Source organism: Phytopseudomonas argentinensis, assembly GCF_900113905.1.
Classification (GTDB): domain Bacteria; phylum Pseudomonadota; class Gammaproteobacteria; order Pseudomonadales; family Pseudomonadaceae; genus Aquipseudomonas; species Aquipseudomonas argentinensis.
Genome location: NZ_FORC01000001.1, coordinates 286,452 through 306,338 on the forward strand (window position 1 = coordinate 286,452; position 19,887 = coordinate 306,338).

The 19,887-nt window shown below is 64.8% G+C and carries 19 protein-coding genes; 5 read left to right on the plus strand and 14 right to left on the minus strand.

The window, feature by feature from the left end:
• Window positions 1–34: 34 nt before the first annotated feature.
• The 3 genes from BM154_RS01215 to hppD are packed head-to-tail and all read right to left on the minus strand — an operon-like array spanning window position 35 to window position 3,259.
• Window positions 35–1,021, minus strand: a complete 987-nt coding sequence (locus tag BM154_RS01215; RefSeq protein WP_074879931.1) for a fumarylacetoacetate hydrolase family protein — start codon at window positions 1,019–1,021, stop codon at window positions 35–37.
• A complete protein-coding gene (locus tag BM154_RS01220; protein WP_074879934.1) occupies window positions 1,021–2,160 on the minus strand; it encodes a homogentisate 1,2-dioxygenase in 1,140 nt (379 codons plus the stop codon). The genes BM154_RS01215 and BM154_RS01220 overlap by 1 nt, the downstream gene beginning before the upstream one ends.
• Before the next feature lie 4 nt (window positions 2,161–2,164).
• Window positions 2,165–3,259, minus strand: a complete 1,095-nt coding sequence (gene hppD, locus BM154_RS01225) for a 4-hydroxyphenylpyruvate dioxygenase (RefSeq protein ID WP_074879936.1) — start codon at window positions 3,257–3,259, stop codon at window positions 2,165–2,167.
• Window positions 3,260–3,554: 295 nt separating this feature from the next.
• Between hppD and BM154_RS01230 the strand changes: the two genes are divergently transcribed.
• Complete coding sequence (locus BM154_RS01230) at window positions 3,555–4,160, plus strand: hypothetical protein (protein WP_074879940.1); 606 nt, start codon at window positions 3,555–3,557, stop codon at window positions 4,158–4,160.
• Window positions 4,161–4,262: 102 nt separating this feature from the next.
• Here BM154_RS01230 and BM154_RS01235 read toward each other — a convergent pair whose 3' ends face one another.
• From BM154_RS01235 to trhO, 3 genes are read right to left on the minus strand one after another with little or no spacing between them, the layout of a single operon-like run.
• Window positions 4,263–6,041 (minus strand): ABC transporter ATP-binding protein, encoded by a 1,779-nt coding sequence (locus BM154_RS01235; protein WP_074879944.1) that lies wholly within the window; start codon window positions 6,039–6,041, stop codon window positions 4,263–4,265.
• Complete coding sequence (locus BM154_RS01240) at window positions 6,034–6,666, minus strand: DsbA family protein (protein ID WP_074879947.1); 633 nt, start codon at window positions 6,664–6,666, stop codon at window positions 6,034–6,036. The genes BM154_RS01235 and BM154_RS01240 overlap by 8 nt, the downstream gene beginning before the upstream one ends.
• Window positions 6,667–6,669: 3 nt before the next feature.
• The gene (gene trhO, locus BM154_RS01245) at window positions 6,670–7,611 is read right to left on the minus strand and encodes an oxygen-dependent tRNA uridine(34) hydroxylase TrhO (RefSeq protein WP_074879950.1); all 942 of its coding nucleotides are present in this window, start codon (window positions 7,609–7,611) and stop codon (window positions 6,670–6,672) included.
• A 264-nt stretch (window positions 7,612–7,875) separates the two neighbouring features.
• Between trhO and BM154_RS01250 the strand changes: the two genes are divergently transcribed.
• Window positions 7,876–8,889: a zinc-dependent alcohol dehydrogenase family protein gene (locus BM154_RS01250; protein ID WP_074879953.1), complete on the plus strand. Its 1,014-nt coding sequence runs from the start codon at window positions 7,876–7,878 to the stop codon at window positions 8,887–8,889.
• A gap of 103 nt (window positions 8,890–8,992) precedes the next feature.
• On the opposite strand, the gene BM154_RS01255 is transcribed toward BM154_RS01250, so the two are convergent.
• Complete coding sequence (locus BM154_RS01255; RefSeq protein ID WP_074879955.1) at window positions 8,993–9,298, minus strand: BolA family protein; 306 nt, start codon at window positions 9,296–9,298, stop codon at window positions 8,993–8,995.
• A 53-nt stretch (window positions 9,299–9,351) separates the two neighbouring features.
• Complete coding sequence (locus tag BM154_RS01260) at window positions 9,352–9,852, minus strand: DUF2059 domain-containing protein (RefSeq protein ID WP_074879958.1); 501 nt, start codon at window positions 9,850–9,852, stop codon at window positions 9,352–9,354.
• Between the two features lie 246 nt (window positions 9,853–10,098).
• On the opposite strand from BM154_RS01260, the gene BM154_RS01265 reads away from it, so the two are divergent.
• From BM154_RS01265 to BM154_RS01275, 3 genes are read left to right on the plus strand one after another with little or no spacing between them, the layout of a single operon-like run.
• The gene (locus BM154_RS01265; RefSeq protein ID WP_074879960.1) at window positions 10,099–11,109 is read left to right on the plus strand and encodes a DUF2804 domain-containing protein; all 1,011 of its coding nucleotides are present in this window, start codon (window positions 10,099–10,101) and stop codon (window positions 11,107–11,109) included.
• Window positions 11,110–11,169: 60 nt separating this feature from the next.
• On the plus strand, window positions 11,170–12,564 hold the full coding sequence (locus BM154_RS01270; RefSeq protein ID WP_074879963.1) for a class II fumarate hydratase: 1,395 nt from the start codon (window positions 11,170–11,172) through the stop codon (window positions 12,562–12,564).
• On the plus strand, window positions 12,557–13,177 hold the full coding sequence (locus tag BM154_RS01275) for an NAD(P)H-dependent oxidoreductase (protein WP_074879967.1): 621 nt from the start codon (window positions 12,557–12,559) through the stop codon (window positions 13,175–13,177). The genes BM154_RS01270 and BM154_RS01275 overlap by 8 nt, the downstream gene beginning before the upstream one ends.
• 257 nt (window positions 13,178–13,434) lie before the next feature.
• On the opposite strand, the gene BM154_RS01280 is transcribed toward BM154_RS01275, so the two are convergent.
• The 6 genes from BM154_RS01280 to pcaQ all read right to left on the minus strand — a co-directional run bounded on the left by BM154_RS01280 (window position 13,435) and on the right by pcaQ (window position 19,484).
• Entirely contained in the window at window positions 13,435–14,379 is a 945-nt protein-coding gene (locus tag BM154_RS01280) for an AEC family transporter (RefSeq protein WP_074879970.1), read from the minus strand.
• A gap of 4 nt (window positions 14,380–14,383) precedes the next feature.
• The gene (zapE, locus tag BM154_RS01285; RefSeq protein WP_083414427.1) at window positions 14,384–15,514 is read right to left on the minus strand and encodes a cell division protein ZapE; all 1,131 of its coding nucleotides are present in this window, start codon (window positions 15,512–15,514) and stop codon (window positions 14,384–14,386) included.
• On the minus strand, window positions 15,504–16,112 hold the full coding sequence (pcaG, locus tag BM154_RS01290; protein ID WP_074879973.1) for a protocatechuate 3,4-dioxygenase subunit alpha: 609 nt from the start codon (window positions 16,110–16,112) through the stop codon (window positions 15,504–15,506). Before pcaG ends, zapE begins: the two co-directional genes overlap by 11 nt.
• 10 nt (window positions 16,113–16,122) lie before the next feature.
• Entirely contained in the window at window positions 16,123–16,836 is a 714-nt protein-coding gene (pcaH, locus tag BM154_RS01295) for a protocatechuate 3,4-dioxygenase subunit beta (protein WP_074879975.1), read from the minus strand.
• A gap of 733 nt (window positions 16,837–17,569) precedes the next feature.
• Complete coding sequence (locus BM154_RS01300; protein WP_074879978.1) at window positions 17,570–18,367, minus strand: SDR family NAD(P)-dependent oxidoreductase; 798 nt, start codon at window positions 18,365–18,367, stop codon at window positions 17,570–17,572.
• Window positions 18,368–18,551: 184 nt separating this feature from the next.
• On the minus strand, window positions 18,552–19,484 hold the full coding sequence (gene pcaQ, locus BM154_RS01305; RefSeq protein WP_074882295.1) for a pca operon transcription factor PcaQ: 933 nt from the start codon (window positions 19,482–19,484) through the stop codon (window positions 18,552–18,554).
• Window positions 19,485–19,887 lie beyond the last annotated feature (403 nt).

Sequence of the window (19,887 nt, forward strand, 5' to 3'; positions counted from 1 at the left end):
GCCGACCGCACCGCAGCTGAGGCACTCCTCCGGATCAGTGGGCGTCGTAGCTTTCCACCACCTGGTCGATGGCACCGAAGATGCTCGCCCCGCCCGCATCGAACATCTCGATGCGCACCCGATCACCGAACTTGAGAAACGGCGTCTTCGCCTCACCGTGCTCGATCACTTCGAGCATGCGCTTCTCCGCCAGGCAGCTGGAGCCGGCGCTGCGGTCGTAGTTGGAGACGGTGCCCGAGCCGATGATGCTGCCGCTGCCCAACGGCCGCGTGCGGGCGGCATGGGCGACCAGGGTCGGGAAGTCGAAGGTCATGTCGGTGCCGGCATCCGGCTGGCCGAACAGCGAACCGTTGATGTGCGACACCAGCGGCCGGTGCACGCGCCCGTCGCGCCAGCTGTCGCCCAGCTCGTCCGGGGTGACCGCCACTGGCGAGAAGCTCGACGAGGGCTTGCTCTGGTAGAAACCGAAGCCCTTGGCCAGCTCGCCGGGAATCAGGTTGCGCAGCGACACGTCGTTGACCAGCATCAAGAGCTGGATATGTCCGGCGGCCTGGGCTGGCGTGGCGCCCATGGGCACGTCGTCGGTGATCACCGCCAACTCGGCTTCCAGGTCGATGCCCCAGGCTTCATCGCCCATGCGGATCGGTGCATGGGGCGCGATAAAGGTGTCCGAGCCGCCCTGATACATCAGCGGGTCGTGCCAAAAGGACTCCGGCATCTCGGCGCCACGCGCCTTGCGCACCAGTTCGACATGGTTGACGTAGGCACTGCCATCGGCCCAGTGATAGGCCCGCGGCAATGGGCTGTGACAGGCGTGCTGATCGAAGTCGAAAGCTGCCGCTTCCAGGCCGTCGTTGAGGCGCTGGTACACCGCCTCCAGCTGCCGGCACTTGCTCGTCCAGTCGTCCAGCGCGGCCTGCAGCGTGGGAGCGATCTGCGCCACGCGCACGGCGCGGGTCAGGTCGCGGGATACCACCACCAGGGCGCCATCACGGCCCTGGTTCAGCGATGCCAGTTTCATCAGGACTCCTTGCCTGGCGCACGCCAGGAGTTCACGTATTCGGCGACATCCACCGCGGCGGCGGCCTCGGTCACCTCAAGAGCACGGCGGGTGTCGATCATCACCGCCACTTCCTCGGCAAAGGTCGCCGGGTCGGTCTGCGCCTTTTTCAGGGCTTTGGGGTGCGGGCCATGGGGAAAGCCGCAGGGGTGCAGGGTGACCATGCCGGCCTCGATGTTGTCGCGGCTGAAGAAGTTGCCACGGTGGTAGAACAGCACTTCGTCATAGTCATCGTTGTTGTGGAAGAACGGCACCTTGAGCGCGCCGGGGTCGGATTCAACCGGCCGTGGCGTGAAGGTGCAGACCACGAAGCCCTTGGCCACGAAGGTGGTGTGCACCGAGGGCGGGAGGTGGTAGCGGTGGCTCATCAGCGGGCGGATGTCGCGCCAGTTCACCCGCACCACGGTGTTGTCGCCGTGCCAGCCGACGGCATCGAGCGGGTTGTAGGGATAGGTCACGGTGCTGATCCGGCCCTGCCGCTTGATGCGGATCTGCCAGGTGTTTTCATCCTGCTGGGCCTTGAAGGCGTCATCGATATGGGGGTGGTCGAGCACCGCCGGGTCGAAGATCGCCTGGCCGCCGAGCAGGCCCTTGTCCGGCAGCTGGTAGGCGCCATCGGTGTTCTCGACCAGCAGGAAATGGCTGGGCGCCGTCGGCTCGATTCGCCAGGCGGTGCCGCGGGGAATCACCAGGTAATCGCCATCGCGGTATTCGAGGTGGCCGAAGTCGCAATGGAAGTGCCCGGCGCCGTCGTGCACGAACAACAACTCATCGCCGTCGCTGTTGCGCACTAGGTGGGTCATGGCGCTGGCGGTCTTCCACACGCGCAGGCGAATATCGGCGTTGTGCAGAGTCAGCGGCGCCTCCAGCGGGCAGTCGTGCTCGCTGGGAATATGGTTGAAGTTGAAGGCGTGGGGGCGCAGCGGCCCCTGCCAGTCGATCCAGCCGGTAGGCGGGTGCTTGTGGTGCAGGTGCGTCACCGGGCCGAAGAAGCCCTCGCGGCCCATCTCCCGCTCGTAGGTGTCGGCAGGTAGATCGCAATGGGCCTGGCGCGAGTGCTCGCCTTCACGCAGGGGAAAGCTGATCCATTTGCGGCTCATGGCCTCACTCCTCGCTGATCACACCGCGGCGCACCTGGTCTTCTTCGATGGACTCGAACAGCGCCTTGAAATTGCCCTCGCCAAAGCCCTGGTTGCCCTTGCGCTGGATGATCTCGAAGAAGATCGGGCCGATTACCGTGTTGGTGAAGATCTGCAGCAGGATGCCGTCGTCGCCCGGCGCTCCGTCGATCAGCAGGTTCAGCTCACGCAGCACTTCCAAGGGCTCGCCGTGGCCGGCCACGCGCTGGTCGACCTTCTCGTAGTAGGTGTCCGGGGTGCTCATGAAAGCCACGCCGTTGGCCTGCAGCTGGCGCACCGTGGCGTAGATGTCGTCGGTGGCCAGAGCAATGTGCTGAATGCCCTCGCCGTGGTACTCGCGGATGAATTCCTCGATCTGCGACTTGTCGTCGGCCGACTCGTTGATGGGGATGCGGATCTTCCCGCACGGCGCAGTCATGGCCCGCGAGACCAGGCCGGTAAGCTTGCCTTCGATATCGAAATAGCGGATTTCGCGAAAGCCGGCGATGCGTTCGTAGAAGCCGGACCAGACATCCATGTGCCCGCGTTTGACGTTATGGGTCAGGTGGTCGATGCATTGCAAGCCGACGGCGTTGTCGTCCGCCGAACGCCCCTTGATGAATTCGAAGTCCACGTCATAGATGCTCTGCTCGCCGCTCTCATTGGGATAACGGTCGACCAGGTACAACAACGATCCGCCGATGCCTTCGACGCAGGGAATGTTCAGCTCGCCGAAGTTGGCGTGGCTGCCGACCAGGGTGGCGCCCTGCTCTTTCACGTAGGCAGCGGCCTGGGCGGCGTTCTTGACCCGGAACGCCATGGCGCAGGCGCTGGGCCCATGTTTTTCGGCGAAGGCATGTACATGCCAGGTCGGGCTGCCGTTGAGCACGAAGTTCACGTCGTGCTGCTGGAACAGCCACACCTGCTTGCTGCGGTGCCTGGCGGTTTCGGTAAAGCCCATGGCGGTGAACAGCTGGCGCAGCTGTTCGATGCCCTCGGGCGTCGGTGCGGTGAATTCGACGAATTCGAAACCGTCGGTACCGATGGGGTTGTGCTGTTCGATTCTGGACACGGCGTTCATGGGGGTCGTCCTCGTTGTCGTTATGCCTCCATGACAATCGAGGTGGCGAACGCGAACAAGGCCGCCCTGCCCGTCGGCAACGCCTACGCAGCCGGACGCTGGCAAGGCTTCGATACATGGCGGGACGATGGGCCACCAATCGCCACCAGCGGCCCCTGAATCGACCGAATCCGTAAACATTTCTTTACGAGGCGGTCGATTAATCTGCCGACAGGATGCGGGCAATGCCCAGGCAGATCGGTGAAAACGCTGCCAGAATGACAGCATCTCAACAAACCCCATGAACGAGGCCGCCATGAGCAGTGAAACGCCTTCAGAAGCCGAAAGCCCCGCTGCCTATGACCTGGCCCCGGGCAGCGACGAGGAGCGCCTGGCCAAGCTGGAAAAGGCCAATCGTCTCAATCGCATCCTGATCTTCGCCCTTGCCCTGCTGCTGTTCATCGTTCTCTCCAGCCTGGCCACCTCTGCGGTGGTGAAGATGCTCGCCGACGAGCCGCCGCCCTTCGACCCCGAAGCCTTCGCGGCGCTGCAGCACCATGCCGAGGAACTGGAGAAACAGGTAAACGCCCTCAAGGAAGACCAGAAGCGCCAGGACGCCCTGCTGAAACTCGCCGCTACGCCACCACCACCGCCCCCTGCCGCTGCTGCTGCACCGGCGGCGCCGCCCGCCCAGGATATTGCCGCCCTGAAACTGATGGGCCGCACCCTGCTCGGCCAGGAACAGAGTTACCAACAGAGCCTGCAGACGCTGAAGAATGGCATGCGCGACCTGGCGGACATGATCCCCGGCTCACGCAGCTGGCTGGATGATTACAACGAGGAGATCGACAAGGCGGTCAATGCCAGCGTGCAGCGCACCAAGGCGATCCAGCAATGGGGCAGCAAGCTGCCGCACGAGTAGGTTTTTGTAACCCGGCGTTGAGCGCAGCGATACCCAGGGCCAATCGTGGGTATCGCTGCGCTCAACCGCATGCCACCGACAAGTGCGGCTAACTCGCCTGGCCTAATGCTGCAGATTGCCGTAGAGCTTGGCGTACAGCCCGCCCTCGGCGATCAGCTGGCGGTGGTCTCCGTCTTCGGCAACGCTGCCGCCATCGAAGACCAGCACCCGGTTGGCCTGCTTCACCGCACTCAGGCGGTGGGCGATGATCAGCGTGGTGCGGCCGTCGAGGAACTGCGCCAGCGCCTTGTGCAGGGCGTATTCGGTGGCGGCGTCCAGGGCCGAGGTGGCCTCGTCGAGGATCACCACCTTGGGCTCGGCTAACACCATGCGGGCAATGGCCAGGCGCTGACGCTGGCCGCCGGACAAGCGCACGCCGGAGCGTCCCACTATGGTATCCAGCCCCTGCGGCAGCTGGCGCACGGTCTGCGCCAGCTGGGCGATGCTCAGCGCCTGCCAGCAGGCCTCGTCACTGCGCTCGCGGCCCATGCACAGGTTGGCGCGCACGGTGTCGTTGAACAGCGCCGGATGCTGCAGCACCACCGCCACGTGTTCGCGAATGGCCGGCAGGCCGATCTCTTCCTGGCTGCTGCCACCAAAGCGGATCTCCCCGGCCTGGGGCGTATAGAGGCCCAGCAGCAGTTGCACCAGGGTACTCTTGCCACCGCCGCTGGCGCCGACGATGGCGACCTTCTCGCCCGGCGCGATGGACAGGTTGAGCCCCGTCAGCACCGGTTCCTCATCATAGGAGAAGCTCAGGTCGCGAATCTCGATGCCGACGGTTTCATGGCCCTTGAACGGGTCGGCGCCGCCCACGTAGTCCGGCTCGTCACGTCGCGCCAATAGTTCGTTGATGCGGGTCAGCGCGCCGCCAGCGGCATAGAAGGCGTACTGCAGGTTGAGCAGTTGCTCCACCGGGCCGATCATGAACCACAGATAGCTGAACACGGCGAGCATCTGCCCGATGGACAGGTCGGAGAACAGCACGGTGAGCATCGCCGCAGCGCGGAACACGTCGATGCCGAACTGGAACAACAGGCCGCTGGCGCGGTTCGAGGCGTCGGTCTTCCATTGCGAGGCCACGGCGTAATCGCGCACTTCCTTGGCGCGCCCACCGAGGCGACCGAGAAAATAGCCCTGGCGATTGCCGGCACGCACTTCCTGGATCGAGTCCAGGGTTTCGGTCAGCGCCTGGGTGAAGCGCGAGGTGCTGTCGTTCTCGAGCTTCTTCAGGTGTTTGACGCGCTTGCCCAGCTGCACCGTGGCGTAGATCACCAGCGGGTTGAACAGCAGGATCAGCAGCGCCAGCTTCCAGTGCATCCACAGCAGAATGCCCGAGGTGCCGACCAGGGTCAGCACGCCGACGAGAAAACGGCTGAGGGTTTCGCCGATGAATTTGTCCAGGGTATCCAGGTCGGTGACCAGGTGGGTGGTCACCGTGCCGCCACCGAGGCTTTCGTACTCGGCCAGGGAGATGCGCTTGAGGCGCTCGATCAGGCGGATGCGAATGCGGTAGACGATGTCCTTGGAGAGCCGCGCGAACAATCGCGCCTGCACCACGTTGAACAGCAACGCGCCGCCGCGCAGCAGAAAAGTCAGCCCCAGCATCAGCAGGATGTAGCCGACCGCACCCTGCCAGGCCGCGGGCAGGAAGTTGTCCATCACCCGCAGCGCGGTGTTGCCGTCGCCGAGCAGCACCTCGTCGACCAACAGCGGCAGCAACAAGGGAATCGGCACGCTGCACAGGGTGGCCAGCACGGCGACCAGGTTGGCGAGGATCAACGCACGCTTGTGGCACAGGGCCAGGCGTCGGATTTCCGCCCAGCTCAGGCGATCAACCATCGACGGCCTGCTCCAGCCAGCGCGCGAGCAGTGGCGACAAGGCTTCGAGCGGCTGGTAGCCGTTGGTGAGCAGCGCCAGGCGCCCGCCTTTCTCGGCCAGCAAGGTCGGGAAGCCGGCGATACCGAGGTCCTGCACCCAGGTGAAGTCGGCGGCGGTGGCGCGGTGCTGGGCCTCGCTGTCGAAGGCCTCGGCGAATTCGATCCGCGGGATGCCAACCTCCTCGGCCAGCTGCACCAGGGTGGCGGCCAGGGTCACGTCGGCGCCCTGCTGGTAGAACGCCCGCTGGATGCGCTGCGCCATCGGCCAGGCGCTTGCCGTATCGAGGTTGCGCACCGTGACCACCGCACGGCACGCCGCCTCGGTGTCGTAGCGCATGCCCAGGGGAATGCCGGCGTCGAAATTGAACAGCTGGCCGGTGCTGGCGTTGACCGCCTGCCAGTAGCCCAGGTAGCGCACTCGCGCCGCCGCGTCGATGGCCACCTGATCACGGCGCAGACCACCAAGCACCAGCTGCATGGGCACGCCACGCTCGGCAGCCTGGGCGGCCAGCGCCTCGACCACTGGCGCGAAGCCCCAGCACCAGGAACACATCGGGTCCATCACGTAGAGCAGGCGCGCATCCATGGCTCAGGCCTCGTTTTTCTGACGGGGATTGTTACCCAGAGGATGGGGCTGATTGCGCGCTTTCGCCAGTTCGATCTGCCGTTGACGCTCGCGGGCGCCCTCGCGGGTCTTCTCCGGCAGCGAGTCCCAGCAATGCGGGCAGCTCACCCCGGGGCTGAAGAATTCCGACGCGCGATCCTCGACCGAAACCGGCGTGCGGCAAGCGTGACACTGGTCGTAGTCGCCCTCACTGAGGTCGTGGCGCACGGTCACCCGGTTGTCGAAGACGAAGCAGTCGCCCTGCCACTTGGTCTGCTCCTGCGGCACTTCCTCCAGGTATTTGAGAATGCCGCCCTTGAGGTGATAGACCTCTTCGAAGCCTTCGGTGAGCATGTAGCTGGAGGCCTTTTCGCAGCGGATGCCACCGGTGCAGAACATCGCCACCTTCTTGTGCTTGCTGGGGTCGAAGTGCTCGCGAATGTAATCCGGAAACTCGCGGAAGGACTTGGTCTTGGGGTCGATGGCGCCTTCGAAGGTGCCGATCGACACTTCGTAATCGTTGCGCGTGTCGATCAGCAGCACCTCGGGGTCGCTGATCAGCGCGTTCCAGTCCCGCGGCTCCACGTAGGTGCCGACCCGCTGGTTGGGGTCGACGCCCGGCACGCCAAGGGTGACGATCTCCTTCTTGAGCTTGACCTTGGTGCGATAGAACGGCTGCTCGGCGCAGTAGGACTCCTTGTGGTCGACGTCGGCCAGGCGCGGGTCGAGGGCGAACCAGGCGAACAGCCCGTCGATGCCCTCACGGCTGCCGGACACAGTGCCATTGATGCCTTCTTCGGCCAGCAAAAGAGTGCCCTTGATGCCGTTGGCGACCAGGGTGTCGAGCAGGGGTTGGCGCAGCGCTTCGTAATCGGGCAGGGAAACGAATTTGTAGAGTGCCGCGACGACGATGGTGTTGTCGGTCATTGCAGATGTCCTTCAGTAGTCGCCCTCGCAAAGGGCGGACTGGGTACGAAATGTAGGCCGCTTCGGCAACGCATCGCACTGCCCGACGGCGTCGCCTGGGCATGGTGTGCGGTGCAGTGGAGAAATGGGCCGTGCAGTTTACTGGTCTTGGCCGCCCAGGTGTAGTGCGCGGAGCCGGAACACCCGACCGCGAGGGTGGTCGAGAACAGAAGTGCTGGCATCTGCCCGCCATCGAACATCGCCGACACCACAGAGGAGTTGCCCATGAAAGCCGTTGTCGTTCGTACCCCCGCAAGCCTGGACAGGATCGAGGTGGTCGACCTCGCCGACCCCGGCCAACCCGGGCCGGGGCAGATCCGCGTAGCCCTGCACGCCAGCTCGCTGAACTTCCATGACCTGCTGGTGGCCAACGGCAGCATTCCAACCGCTGATGGTCGCGTGCTGATGGCCGACGGTGCCGGGGTGGTCGAGGCTGTGGGCGAAGGCGTTGAAGAGTTCCAGGTCGGCGACAGGGTGGTGTCGGGCTTCTTTCCGCAGTGGCCGGACGGCGATGCCGGTGCGCCGGTCAGCAATTTCGCCGGCACCCCGGGCGATGGCATCGACGGCTTCGCGGCGCAGTACGCGGTGCGTGCGGCCAGCGCCTTCACCCATGCGCCGCGCGGCTGGAGCCATGCCGAGGCGGCGACCATCACCACCGCAGGGCTGACCGCCTGGCGGGCGCTGGTGGTCGATGGCGGGCTCAAGGCCGGTGACAGCGTACTGGTACTGGGCAGCGGCGGCGTCTCCATCGCCGCCCTGCAGATCGCCCGGATGATGGGCGCCTCGGTGATCGCCACCTCGTCGTCCGACGAGAAACTCGAGCGCCTGCGCCAACTAGGCGCCGCGCACACCATCAACTACCGGCAGACGCCGGATTGGGGCCAGCGGGTGCTGGAGCTGACCGACGGCCGTGGCGTCGATCAGGTGGTCGAAGTCGGTGGCCCTGGCACCCTGGCGCAATCGATCACGGCGGTGCGCGTCGGCGGTCATATCGCCCTGATCGGCGTGCTCACCGGGCGCCAGGGCGAGGTACCGACCTCAGTGCTGATGGCCAAGCAGGTGCGCCTGCAGGGGCTGATCGTCGGCAGCCGCCGCCATCAGCAGGACTACATCCGCGCACTGGAGCAATCCGGCGTACGCCCGATCCTCGATCAGCGCTTCCCGCTGGAAAAGCTGGCAGACGCCTTCCGCCTGCAGGAAAACGGCAGCCATTTCGGCAAGATCGTGGTCGAGTGGTAGATGCTGCAACCTAGCCTGGGTTGAGCGAAGCGATACCCGGGACTGCCTGACCAGGGACGTTTACAGATGAGTGCCCCTGCGCAGAAGGCGGGGCACGCAGAAATCAAAGGTCGTGCTTACTGCCACCGCGGCAGGTTGGCGAATCCGGTGCCACACCCTGCAGGGCCCACTCCTGGGGCGTGTAGGTGTGCAAGGCGAGCGCATGCACCTGGCCCATCAGCTCGCCCAGTGCCCCATAGACCTTCTGATGGCGCTTGACGGCATTGAGTCCGTCGAACTGCGGGCTGACGATCACTGCCTTGTAATGGGTTTCCAGGCCACGGCTGTGCATGTGGCTTTCATCCAGCACCTCAAGGTGCTCGGGTTGCAGGGCGGCGAAAGCGCTACGCAGGTGGTCGATCTTGGGCATCGGTGGCTCCAGGGCAGGGACCGTGGCCGGCTAGCTGCCGGCCACGTTGGTTATCAGGGCTTCTTGGCGCCCAGTTCGCTGCCCATGTCGGTGAGCAACTTGTTGACCGCAGGTACCGCACTTTCCAGTTTGGCCTGGGTGATCTGCGCGGATTGCGCGGTTAGCGCCGGCATCTGCTTGAGCACTTTCTGGCCCAGTGGCGACTGATAGAAGGCGATCAGGTCCTTGAGCTCCTGCTCGCTGAAGTTGCTGGTGTAGAGCTTGACCATGTCGGGCTTGAGCTTGTCCCAGCCGACGGCCTTGTCCAGTTCGGCGTTGGCCTTGGCCTGGTAGCTTTCCAGCACGGCCTTCTTGCTCTCTGGCGCCTTGGTCTCGGCAAAACGCTGGGCGAACATCTGTTGCACCTGGGCGTAAACCGGAACCGCCAGCTTGTCGGCGTTGGCGAGCTGCAGGAAGCGCTCGGCATCGGCTGCGTGGCTGCGGGCATCGGCCAGCACCTGGGTGCTGCCGACGGCCATCAGAGCGGCAATGCAGAGCGCGGGGATACGGGACATCGGGGTACTCCTGAACACTAGGGTGAGGTGCTTTGACCGACAGCTGTGCATTTTGTGCCGCCGTGCCGCACCTCTCAAGCCTTTTCGCATGGGCCAGGCAGGCTCGGAGTCTGCCGCTGAGGCCGCCGCACTGCCAGCAAATGCCTACTGGCGCACCTTTGCGACGCAGTCCAAACTGCCAGTACTTGCCCCCCGCGCCGGACAGTTGCATGCTCGGCGGCTCTCACGCACACATGGACGTGCCCGATGGACAGCCCCGTCGTTCCACTACCGCCGACTCCCCTGTGCACGGCGCAAGGGCGGCTCAACCCCGAGGCCGTCGGCTGGTCATCGCACCCGCGGGTAGACTGCTCGTTGCCGGGCAACCGGGGGCGTCGCAAGCGCTGGAACCACTGGAGCATCAGCACACCGCAGTGGACGCTGTCCCTGGTCCAGGCCGATCTAGACTACGTCGGCTACGGCGCCCTGTACTTTCTCGACCTGGGCACTGGCCAGCACGTGACCCTCAATCAGCTGAGCCTGCTCGCCCGCGGCTGCGACCTGCCGGATACCCCGCTGGGCAGCCATGCCTTCGAGCACCCGCGCCTGCAGCTGCACTTCAACGAGTACCCCGGCCGTGTGCGGCTGACTGCCACCTCGCCGAATATCGGCGGCCAGCCCCTGCATCTGGCCCTGGATATCCAGCGTCCGCCTCACCTGGAGTCGGTAAATCTGGTGGTCCCATTCGGCAACCGGGGGTTTCATGCCACCTGCCGCCAGGTGGGCCTGCCAGTGACCGGGAGCGTGCACCTGGGCGACCGGGAATACGCCTGCAGCAATGGCCACAGCTTCGCCTCGATGGATTTCGGCCGCGGGGTCTGGCCCCTTTGCAGCCAGTGGAAGCGCGCCGTATTCGCTGCGCCCGGCGGTATCGGCGGCAACTTCGGCAGTGGCTGGACCGATCACAGCGCTCTGACCGAAAACGCCCTGTGGTTCGGCGGCACGCTGCTGCATCTCGAGCAGACCGTGCAGATCCGCCAGAGCCGGGACGAACCACTGGCACCCTGGCAGCTGGGCACCGACGACGGCCAGGTCGACCTGATCTTCACGCCACGCCAGGCCCATATCGCCAAGCCGCGCCTGGGCCTGGGCCTGCTGTATGCCGACACCCAGGAGTGGTTCGGCCAGTACCACGGCCTGCTGCGCAATGCACTCGGCGAACGGGTACCGGTACAGGCCGCACAGGGCTGGATAGGCGCGACCAGAACGCGCTGGTAGTTGGAACATGTCGCCGCCGACAGAGCCTAACGAGCTTGAACAGCGACGGAGAGTCCCGCAATGAGCCGCACCGAAACCGACAGCATCGGCCCCATCGAAGTCCCTGCAGACGCCTATTGGGGCGCCCAGACCCAGCGTTCGCGGATCAACTTCGCCATCGGCGAAGAACGCATGCCGCTGGCGGTGGTGCATTCCCTGGCGCTGATCAAGAAAGCCGCCGCGCGCATCAATGACCGTATCGGCGACCTGCCCCAGGACATTGCCCGGCTGATCGAGCAGGCCGCCGACGAAGTGATCGCCGGCCAGCACGACGAGCAGTTCCCCCTGGTGGTCTGGCAGACGGGCAGCGGCACCCAGAGCAACATGAACGTCAACGAGGTGATCGCCGGGCGCGCCAACGAGCTGGCCGGCAACCCACGGGGCGGCAAGAGCCCGGTACACCCCAACGATCACGTCAACCGTGCGCAGAGTTCCAACGACTGTTTCCCCACCGCCATGCACATCGCCGCTGCCGGCACCGTGCAGCGCGAGCTGCTGCCGGCCATTGGCGAGCTTTCCGAAGCCCTGGCCGACCAGGCAGCGCGCCACAACCGCCTGGTGAAGACCGGCCGCACCCACATGATGGATGCCACGCCCATCACCTTTGGTCAGGAACTGTCGGCGTTCGTCGCGCAACTGGAGATGGCCGGGCAGGCCATCCGCGCCACGCTGCCTGGGGTCTGCGAGTTGGCCCAGGGCGGCACGGCGGTGGGCACCGGCCTGAATTCGCCACCCGGCTTCGGTGAGGCGATCGCCGCGGAGCTGGCGGCCCTCAGTGGCCTGCCGCTGAAGAGCGCACCGAACAAGTTCGCCGCCCTGGCCGGCCACGAACCCCTCACGGCGCTGTCAGGCGCGCTGAAGACCCTGGCCGTGGCGCTGATGAAGATCGCCAACGACCTGCGCCTGCTCGGTTCCGGCCCACGCGGCGGCCTGGCCGAGGTGCGCCTGCCGGCCAACGAGCCGGGCAGCTCGATCATGCCCGGCAAGGTCAACCCGACCCAGTGCGAGGCGCTGTCGATGCTCGCCTGCCAGGTGATGGGCAACGACGTGACCATCGGCTTTGCCGCCAGCCAGGGGCACCTGCAGCTGAACGTCTACAAACCGGTGATCATCCATAACGTGCTGCAGTCGATCCGCCTGCTGGCCGATGGCTGCCGCAACTTCCGCGAGCACTGCGTACTTGGCCTCGAACCGGACGCCGAGCGCATGGCCGAGCACCTGGAACGCGGCCTGATGCTGGTTACCGCGCTGAACCCACATATCGGCTACGACAAGGCCGCGGAAATCGCCAAGAAGGCCTACAACGAGGGCACCACTCTGCGTGAAGCGGCGCTGACGCTGGGCCACCTGACCGAGGAGCAGTTCGACGCCTGGGTCCGCCCGGAAACCATGCTCGAGGCCGGGCAACATGACTGACAGCGCCAAAAGCGGCGCCACCCCGCTGGAGGGGGATGGCAAGCGGATCCTGATGATCATCGGCTCGCCGAAAAGCGACAGCCTCTGCCATTCCCTGGCCGAGGCCTACGCCCTGGGCGCACGCACCGAGGGCCATGTGGTGCGGCAGATGCGCCTCAGCGAAATGAGCTTCGACCCGGTGCTGCACGAGGGTTACAGCCAAAGCCAGACGCTGGAGCCGGATCTGCTCGAGGCACAGCGCCAGATCCACTGGGCCCAGCACCTGGTGTTCGTCTACCCGGTCTGGTGGGGCGGTCTGCCGGCGCAGCTCAAGGGCTTTTTCGACCGCGTGCTGCTGCCCGGCTTCGCCTTCAAGTACCGCAGCGATTCCCAGCTGTGGGACAAGCTGCTCAGCGGCCGCACAGCCGATCTGCTGGTCACCCTCGACACGCCGCGCTGGTACTTTCACTGGATATACGGCGCGCCGGCTCACCGTCAGATGAAACGCACCATTCTCGGCTTCTGCGGCATCAGGACACGCCGCCTCGAGACCTTCTCACCGGTGCGCCCGTCCTCGGAGAATCAGCGACAGAACTGGATACGTCGCGCGGAGCTGCTGGGTAGCCGCGCTTAACCAGTAGGAGGGGCTTTAGCCCCGAGCCCTTCACGCCTAGATGGGCACAATCGAGGCTAAAGCCTCTCCCACAAATTATGCAATTGGCCGCTTCCGCTACCTTGCAGCAAGTAGACCGTAGGATGGGTGAAACCCTTCAATGGCCGATGGGTATCACCTAGGCGGCCCGACCCATCCTACCGCTGGTTCGTACGCACGCATTCGCGGGCATGAACCAGGCCCCCCGCCCGCTCCCACGGAAAAGCAAGTCGGCGTCCTCAGCTCTGCCCCGCCCCGATAAACACCAACGCCATGCTGATGGTGAAGAACGACAGCACGGTGGCCACCAGCAGGGTCGCGCTGCAGCGGTCCTCGAGGCCGAAGCGCTGGCCGAGGATCGGAAAGATGCTCATCATCGGTGAGCAGGCGAACAGCACGCCTACCGCCTTCATCACCGGGTCGACATCCGGCACCAGCATGAATGCGCACAGTACCGCCAGCGGATGAACGATCAGCTTGCCGCTGGCAATCCACGCAGCATCGAGCCACACGCCACGCGCTTTCATGCCGAAAAGGCTGGCGCCGATCACGAACAGCGCCAGCGGCGCCGATACCCCGGCGAGCATGTCGATGGGCTTGAACAGCAGCGGCGGGATTTCGATGTCCAGTAGCGAAACGCACAGGCCAATGACGATGCCGATGATCACCGGGTTCTTCAGCAGCCGCCCGAAGGTCACGCCCAGCACCTCTAGGCCACTGCCACTCCCCTGCTGCTTGCCCGCCTCGGCCAGCACCAGGGCCAGGGGGATCATCAGCAGGTTCTCGACCAGCATGCCCATCGCCATGCCCAATACCGCTGGCGAGCCAATGGCGGCGGCCACCAGGGGGTAGCCAACGAAGCCGCTGTTGGAGACCGACATGCCCATGGCGTTGATGGCCGAGCCCGACAGGTTGTCACCACGCACCCAGCGCGACACGCTGAAGGCCGCGATAAAGGCCGCCAGGGATCCGCATGCATAGGCGAGCAGGTAGCCGGGCACCAGGGTCTGCTGGATCGGCGAGGTGCCCAGGGTCTTGATCAGCAGTGCCGGCATGGCGAAGGTGATCACGAAGGTGCCGATGCCGCGCACCTGCTCGCGATTGAGCAGGCCGCCCATGGCCGCGAGGTAGCCGAGGCCGATCAGCAGGAAGATCGGCGCGGTGATCTGGAGGATTTGCAGCACGGGTTCAGCATTCCTTGTCGCAGGTGGCGCGGGCCTCTGGGCCGGTGCCTTCGGTCATAGGCAATTCTTGCCTGTGCAATTGACCGAGACGGCTGCGGGTTCGCACGAAATCCTGATGGGCGGAGCCGCGGCACAGGCGTTCGAGACTGAATTCGCTGCACAACAGCAGCGTGGCGCCGGCATCGTACGAGATATCCACCAGGTTGATGAACCGCTGGCAGGCATCGGTGGGCTGCGAATCCAGGGTCGGCACGCCGCTCAGGGCCAGGCGCGGATAACGCTGCAGCAGCCAGAGAAAGTCCGCCGTGGAGTGGGCGTTGCCGCATAGCTCGGCGAACTCCAGCCAGGCGCGCCCGGGCGCCAGGGCGCGCACCTGCAGCGGATGATGGTTGACGGTCAGCAGCTGATCGCGCTGGGCCTGCTCATCCAGCGCCAACCAGTTTTCCAGATAAGCCTGGCCGCCCGCCGACTGCGGCCAGAGGTACTCGCCCCACTGCTGCGCATTGCCCGGCGACTCGCGGTAGTCGGTGCCGGCATCCAGGGCCAGCACGGTGAAACGCTTTTCGAGCATCTCGATGGCCGGGGTGAAGCGCTCGCGGTACAGCGGATTGGGGCACAGCCCGGCTGGCGGGTAATTGGAGGTCATCACCAGGCCGACGCCCTCCTCGACCAGCACGTCGAGCAACCGGCGCAAGAGCATGGCATCACCGATGTCATGCACGTGGAATTCATCGAAGCACAGCAGGCGGATATCCTTCGCCAACGCGCGGATCGCCAGCACCAGCGGGTCGGGCTGGCCGGCGAACGCCTGCATGCGCTGCTGCAGCTCCTGCAGAAAGGCGTGGAAATGCACACGGCGTTTGGCGCTCAATGGCGTCGCCGCGAAGAAGGCGTCCATCACGAAACTCTTGCCGCGCCCCACCCCGCCCCACAGGTAGACGCCAGCCAGCGGCTTGCGCAGCCAGCCACGACGCCCGGCGCACCAGCCTTGCAGCCACTGCGCCAGGGTATCGATTGCTTGCTGTTGCTGACTGTCGGCGCGAAAGCCACGGGCCTCGAGCGCCGCGGTGAAACCTTGCTGGATGCGCGCGGCGATCTGCTCGACGGGCGCATCCAGTGCTCTGTCAGAAATCAAAAAACACCGTTTCGCCGTCCCCCTGAATGCGGATATCAAATCGGTAGGCCGGCTTGCCGTCAACCTCGCAGCGCCTGGCGATCAGGGTCTCGCGGCGCGACGGCTGCTCGATCAGGGCGAGCACCGGATCCTTGCCGTTGGCCTCGGCTTCATCCTCGAAATACAGGCGCGTGTGCAGGTGGATGTTGATGCCACGGGCGAATAGCGCGACGTTGATGTGCGGTGCCATCGGCACACCGGCGGCGTTGTTCACCACACCCGGTTTGATCGTCTGTACCGTCCACTCGCTGCCGGCATCGAAAGTGGTGGCGGTACGGCCGAAGCCATTGAAGGGTTTGTCGAGGTCGTAGTCGGCGTCGTAACGGCCCTGGTGATCGGCCTGCCAGAGTTCCAGGAAGGCATCGCGCACCAGGTGGCCGTTGCCGTCGTAGACATGACCGGCCAGGGTGATGTGCTCGCCCGGCGCACCGGGCTTGGCCATCTGGTTCCAGATTTCCTGGTCACGGGTCGGGTTGCCGGCGGCGGCCAGGGCCAGGCCGATGTGCACGTAGGGGCCGGCGGTTTGCGAAGCGGTTTCGGGCAAGAGTTCGACAGGCATGGCGGGCTCCTCAGCAATTCTCGAAGTGGGTCTTGCGCTGGCCGCGCAGCACGATATCGAAGCGATAGGCCAGGCAGTCCATGGGGTTGGCCATGCTCATGTCGAGTTTGGCGATCAGCGTCTGTACCGCGTCCGGGTTGGCGATGGCCTTGACGATCGGGCACAGCGGGATCAGCGGATCCCCTTCGAAATACAGCTGGGTGATCAGTTTGGTCGAGATCGACGGGCCACTGATGGAGAAGTGAATGTGCGCCGGGCGCCAGTCATTGGGGCCGTTGCGCCACGGGTAAGGGCCGGGCTTGACGGTGCGAAAGCTGTAATGGCCTTCACTGTCGGTCAGCGTACGGCCTACGCCGCCGAAGTTCGGGTCCAGTGGCGCCAGATAGCGGTCGTTCTTGTGGCGGTAGCGGCCGCCAGCGTTGGCCTGCCACATTTCCACGAAGGTATGCGGGATTGGCTTGCCGTACTGATCCATCACCCGCCCGCACACCAGGATGCGCTCGCCGATGGGCAGGCCGCCGTTGTTGAAATTGAGCAGCAGGTCGTTGTCGTGCTGGCCCATCTTCAGGTGGCTGAAGTCCGGCCCGCTGGTTTCCGAAATCGATTGCGGAATGCTCACCAGCGCCTGGCGTGGCGAACGGGCGATGGAAGTCTTGTAGTCGGGGGTGAAGGCTTTGGGGTGCCAGTTGCGATCACGGATGATGAAACGGCTGTCCTCGGACATGGGACGCTCCTGATTATTGAAATTGTGGAGTCGCCAGTCATATGGCACGGGTGCGCCGATGCAGGCTCTGCGGACCATGATCAGATAGAGGGGGCAAGGCGCCTATTGAAAAAACATCGGCCATACATAACCAGAAGGTTATTGATGGCCGGTATTCGAGATGACATCGCCGGGCGGCCAAACCGCCGACCAAGGCTTGATGATCGGCAGCTAAAAGGCAGAAGCGGCCGTTCGCGAAACTCGTGGGAGGGGCTTTAGCCGCGAGCTCTTTACGTTCCACGAGATACGTGCGTGAGCTGCGGTTTGCCAGCGTTATCGCGTTGTGGAGACGTTCGGTTCCGCTCTGTCGAGCGGGTTTCTTTTGGCATCGCCCGGATGGCCGGCCGCGCCAAAAAAAACCAAAAGGTCTAGCCCCGGCATACGGCCCCGGCTTCGCCGGGGTTCCCTCGCTACATCGTTGCTCCGAGGGCCCGACCTAGGCGCCCCCCCACGAAGGGCCATCCATGGCCCATCGCGGCTCTCGCGACATACATGTCGCTCAAGGCTGCCCGCCCGGCCCTCTCCGCAACGATTGCGCTCGGCCTTCTGAAGGGGCGAATTGGTGTCGCCTGCTAATTTTGTAGCGTGAGGAACATCAAAAGCGAAAGCGGCCGGACGGCCGCTCCCGCCACTTAGCTGCAAAGTCCACGAAGTAGGGCTTAAAGCTCAAGGTGTAAGCGCTTCGGGTTAGGCTTCAGTTCTGCACGCTTTGCACCGAGCCACCATCGACGCGCAGGTTGCTGCCATTGATGAATGAGGCGCGCGCCGATACCAGCAAGGCGATGGCTGCTGCAACTTCCTCGGGTTGGCCACGACGCTGCTGGACGATGCCCGGGCGCTCTTCTTTCAGGAAGCTCTGCACCGCTTCCTCGAAGCTCACGCCCATCTCTTCGGCGCGCTTTTTCATCATGCCGTCGGTCATGCCGGTTTCGATAAAGGCTGGCGAGACCGTGTTGCACAGCACGCCGTGGGCGGCCTCCTTGTAGGACAGGTTCTTGATGAAAGCCGCCAGCGCAGCCTTGGCCACGTTGTACACGGCCTCGTCCCAGTAAGGCTGCACGGCGTTTTCCGAGGTGATGCAGACCAGCCGGCCCCAGCCGCGCTTGCGCATGGCCGGTACGGTCGCCCGGGCGATGCGCACGGCGGTGAAGAAGTCGGTGTCCCAGGCTTCCTGGTAGTCGGCGTCCGACAGTTCCAGCGGGTCGCCCTTGGCGCCGGTGACACCTGCGCTATGCACCACGATATCGACCTGACCGAAGCGTGCCATGGCCTGGCGAACCAGGTCATCGACCTCGGCTTGCCGGGTCATGTCCGCGGCGATCAGCAGCGGCTCACCGGCCAGGTTCGCGGCGCACTGTTGCAAGGCGCCCTGCTCGCGGTCGGTCAGCACCAGCATCACGCCCTCCTCTGCCAGCAGGCGCGCGGTCGCCAGACCGATACCGCCCGCCGCGCCGGTGATCAATGCCACACGGTCTCTCAAGCCCAAGTCCATCAAGTTCTCCTCTAGAAATTCCAGCAGCGATACGCCGAGCGAACGCAAGCGGCGGCTCGGCCCATGGAGCGGTCGACAGCGGCATGGATGTTCAAAGTGGAAAGCGAGGCGGCGCCTGGAGTTCAGTTATTCGCAGCGCTGCGCGAACGGAGCGCACGGCGAGTTTCGGCGTGGGAAACAGCGGTCAGGGCCGCCCTGAACCGTTTCGCTCTGCCGCCAGCTCGCGCAACGTCTCGCAGCACCACTGCGCGGCGAGCGACAGGGGCAGCGCTGCATTACTGCAGATGCCCACCGAGCCACCAGGTTCGCGGATGCCGATGGTCAGCTCGGCCAGTTCGCCGCTGTGCAGGTCGAGACGCACGGCATCCAGCGGGGCTACCCACACCGCATCGCTCTGCTGCACGTAGCGGCGGCTGAGCGCTGGTGAGAGGGTTTCCAGGCGCTGGCGCGGCTGGGGCACGCCACACTGGACGAACAGGCTGTCCGCGTAGCGACGGATGGTGGTGCCGGCCAGCGGCAGCACCACGGGGTAATCACCCAGCTGGGCGAGGCCGGCATCCCCCAACGCCAGCAGCGGGTGCTTGGGGCGTACCACCAGGCTCATTGACTCGCTGTACAGGTGCTCGAAGGTCAGGCCCTGGATATCCGGGCTGTCGGTCATGCGCCCGACCACCAGATCGAGTTCGCCGACCCGCAGTTGCGCCAGCAGGTAGGCGCCCGGCCCGGTGGCGACGCTTATCACCAGGGCCGCGTGCCGTTCGTGCAGGCGGCGCACCACCTCGGGGATCAACAGGCTTTCCACGGTCGACAATACACCGACGCGTACCTGCCCGGCGTCGTGCTCGCCACTGCGCAGGCTGGCCATGCCATCGCGCAACGCCTGCACGCAGGGGCCGGCATAGCGCATGAAAGCCAGCCCTGCCGAGGTCAGGCTGACCCCGGCCTTGCCGCGCTCGAACAGCGATGCATCGAGAATCCCTTCCAGCTCCTTGAGTGTCTTGGAGATGGCCGGCTGACTGACCGCCAGGGCATCGGCGGCCTTGGCAAAGCTGCGCTGGCGGGCGATCTCGAGAAAGCAGGTCAGATGGCGGAATTTGATGCGCGTGTCGAGGTTCATGGCCGGAAGGTACCGAAAGTGGCGTGCCAACAGTACCAGAACCTTGTCACGGGCGTCGGCTCGCCTGGAAGCGTTCGTGATCTGCAACACCCAGAGTTGCTCGCCGGACAGCGGCCGCTCTTCACCACAAACTGCACACCTGCTGAAAAGGCCGTATTCAAAGGCTTTACCGTAGGTTTTTACGAATTACTCACCACGCGTACCCAGTGATGGCACTTTCACTCTCGACATGAAATATCGAACATTCACTTCACAATAAAACCTCCAACATAGTTAATTGTTCGATCATTCAAAATAACCGCAACTTCTCGCCACGCTTAGTTGCTCGCTTAGTTGTCCAGGAATTGTCCAGCTCTTGTACAAGCCACTCTCCAGAGCCCGGTACGACCGCTCGTCGCCCGAC

Bases quoted from the DNA above. Each gene is read 5' to 3' on its own strand.
- BM154_RS01215 (WP_074879931.1), bottom strand. From the start codon at position 1,021: ATGAAACTGGCATCGCTGAACCAGGGCCGTGATGGCGCCCTGGTGGTG.
- BM154_RS01220 (WP_074879934.1), bottom strand. From the start codon at position 2,160: ATGAGCCGCAAATGGATCAGCTTTCCCCTGCGTGAAGGCGAGCACTCG.
- hppD (WP_074879936.1), bottom strand. From the start codon at position 3,259: ATGAACGCCGTGTCCAGAATCGAACAGCACAACCCCATCGGTACCGAC.
- BM154_RS01230 (WP_074879940.1), top strand. From the start codon at position 3,555: ATGAGCAGTGAAACGCCTTCAGAAGCCGAAAGCCCCGCTGCCTATGAC.
- BM154_RS01235 (WP_074879944.1), bottom strand. From the start codon at position 6,041: ATGGTTGATCGCCTGAGCTGGGCGGAAATCCGACGCCTGGCCCTGTGC.
- BM154_RS01240 (WP_074879947.1), bottom strand. From the start codon at position 6,666: ATGGATGCGCGCCTGCTCTACGTGATGGACCCGATGTGTTCCTGGTGC.
- trhO (WP_074879950.1), bottom strand. From the start codon at position 7,611: ATGACCGACAACACCATCGTCGTCGCGGCACTCTACAAATTCGTTTCC.
- BM154_RS01250 (WP_074879953.1), top strand. From the start codon at position 7,876: ATGAAAGCCGTTGTCGTTCGTACCCCCGCAAGCCTGGACAGGATCGAG.
- BM154_RS01255 (WP_074879955.1), bottom strand. From the start codon at position 9,298: ATGCCCAAGATCGACCACCTGCGTAGCGCTTTCGCCGCCCTGCAACCC.
- BM154_RS01260 (WP_074879958.1), bottom strand. From the start codon at position 9,852: ATGTCCCGTATCCCCGCGCTCTGCATTGCCGCTCTGATGGCCGTCGGC.
- BM154_RS01265 (WP_074879960.1), top strand. From the start codon at position 10,099: ATGGACAGCCCCGTCGTTCCACTACCGCCGACTCCCCTGTGCACGGCG.
- BM154_RS01270 (WP_074879963.1), top strand. From the start codon at position 11,170: ATGAGCCGCACCGAAACCGACAGCATCGGCCCCATCGAAGTCCCTGCA.
- BM154_RS01275 (WP_074879967.1), top strand. From the start codon at position 12,557: ATGACTGACAGCGCCAAAAGCGGCGCCACCCCGCTGGAGGGGGATGGC.
- pcaG (WP_074879973.1), bottom strand. From the start codon at position 16,112: ATGCCTGTCGAACTCTTGCCCGAAACCGCTTCGCAAACCGCCGGCCCC.
- pcaH (WP_074879975.1), bottom strand. From the start codon at position 16,836: ATGTCCGAGGACAGCCGTTTCATCATCCGTGATCGCAACTGGCACCCC.
- BM154_RS01300 (WP_074879978.1), bottom strand. From the start codon at position 18,367: ATGGACTTGGGCTTGAGAGACCGTGTGGCATTGATCACCGGCGCGGCG.
- pcaQ (WP_074882295.1), bottom strand. From the start codon at position 19,484: ATGAACCTCGACACGCGCATCAAATTCCGCCATCTGACCTGCTTTCTC.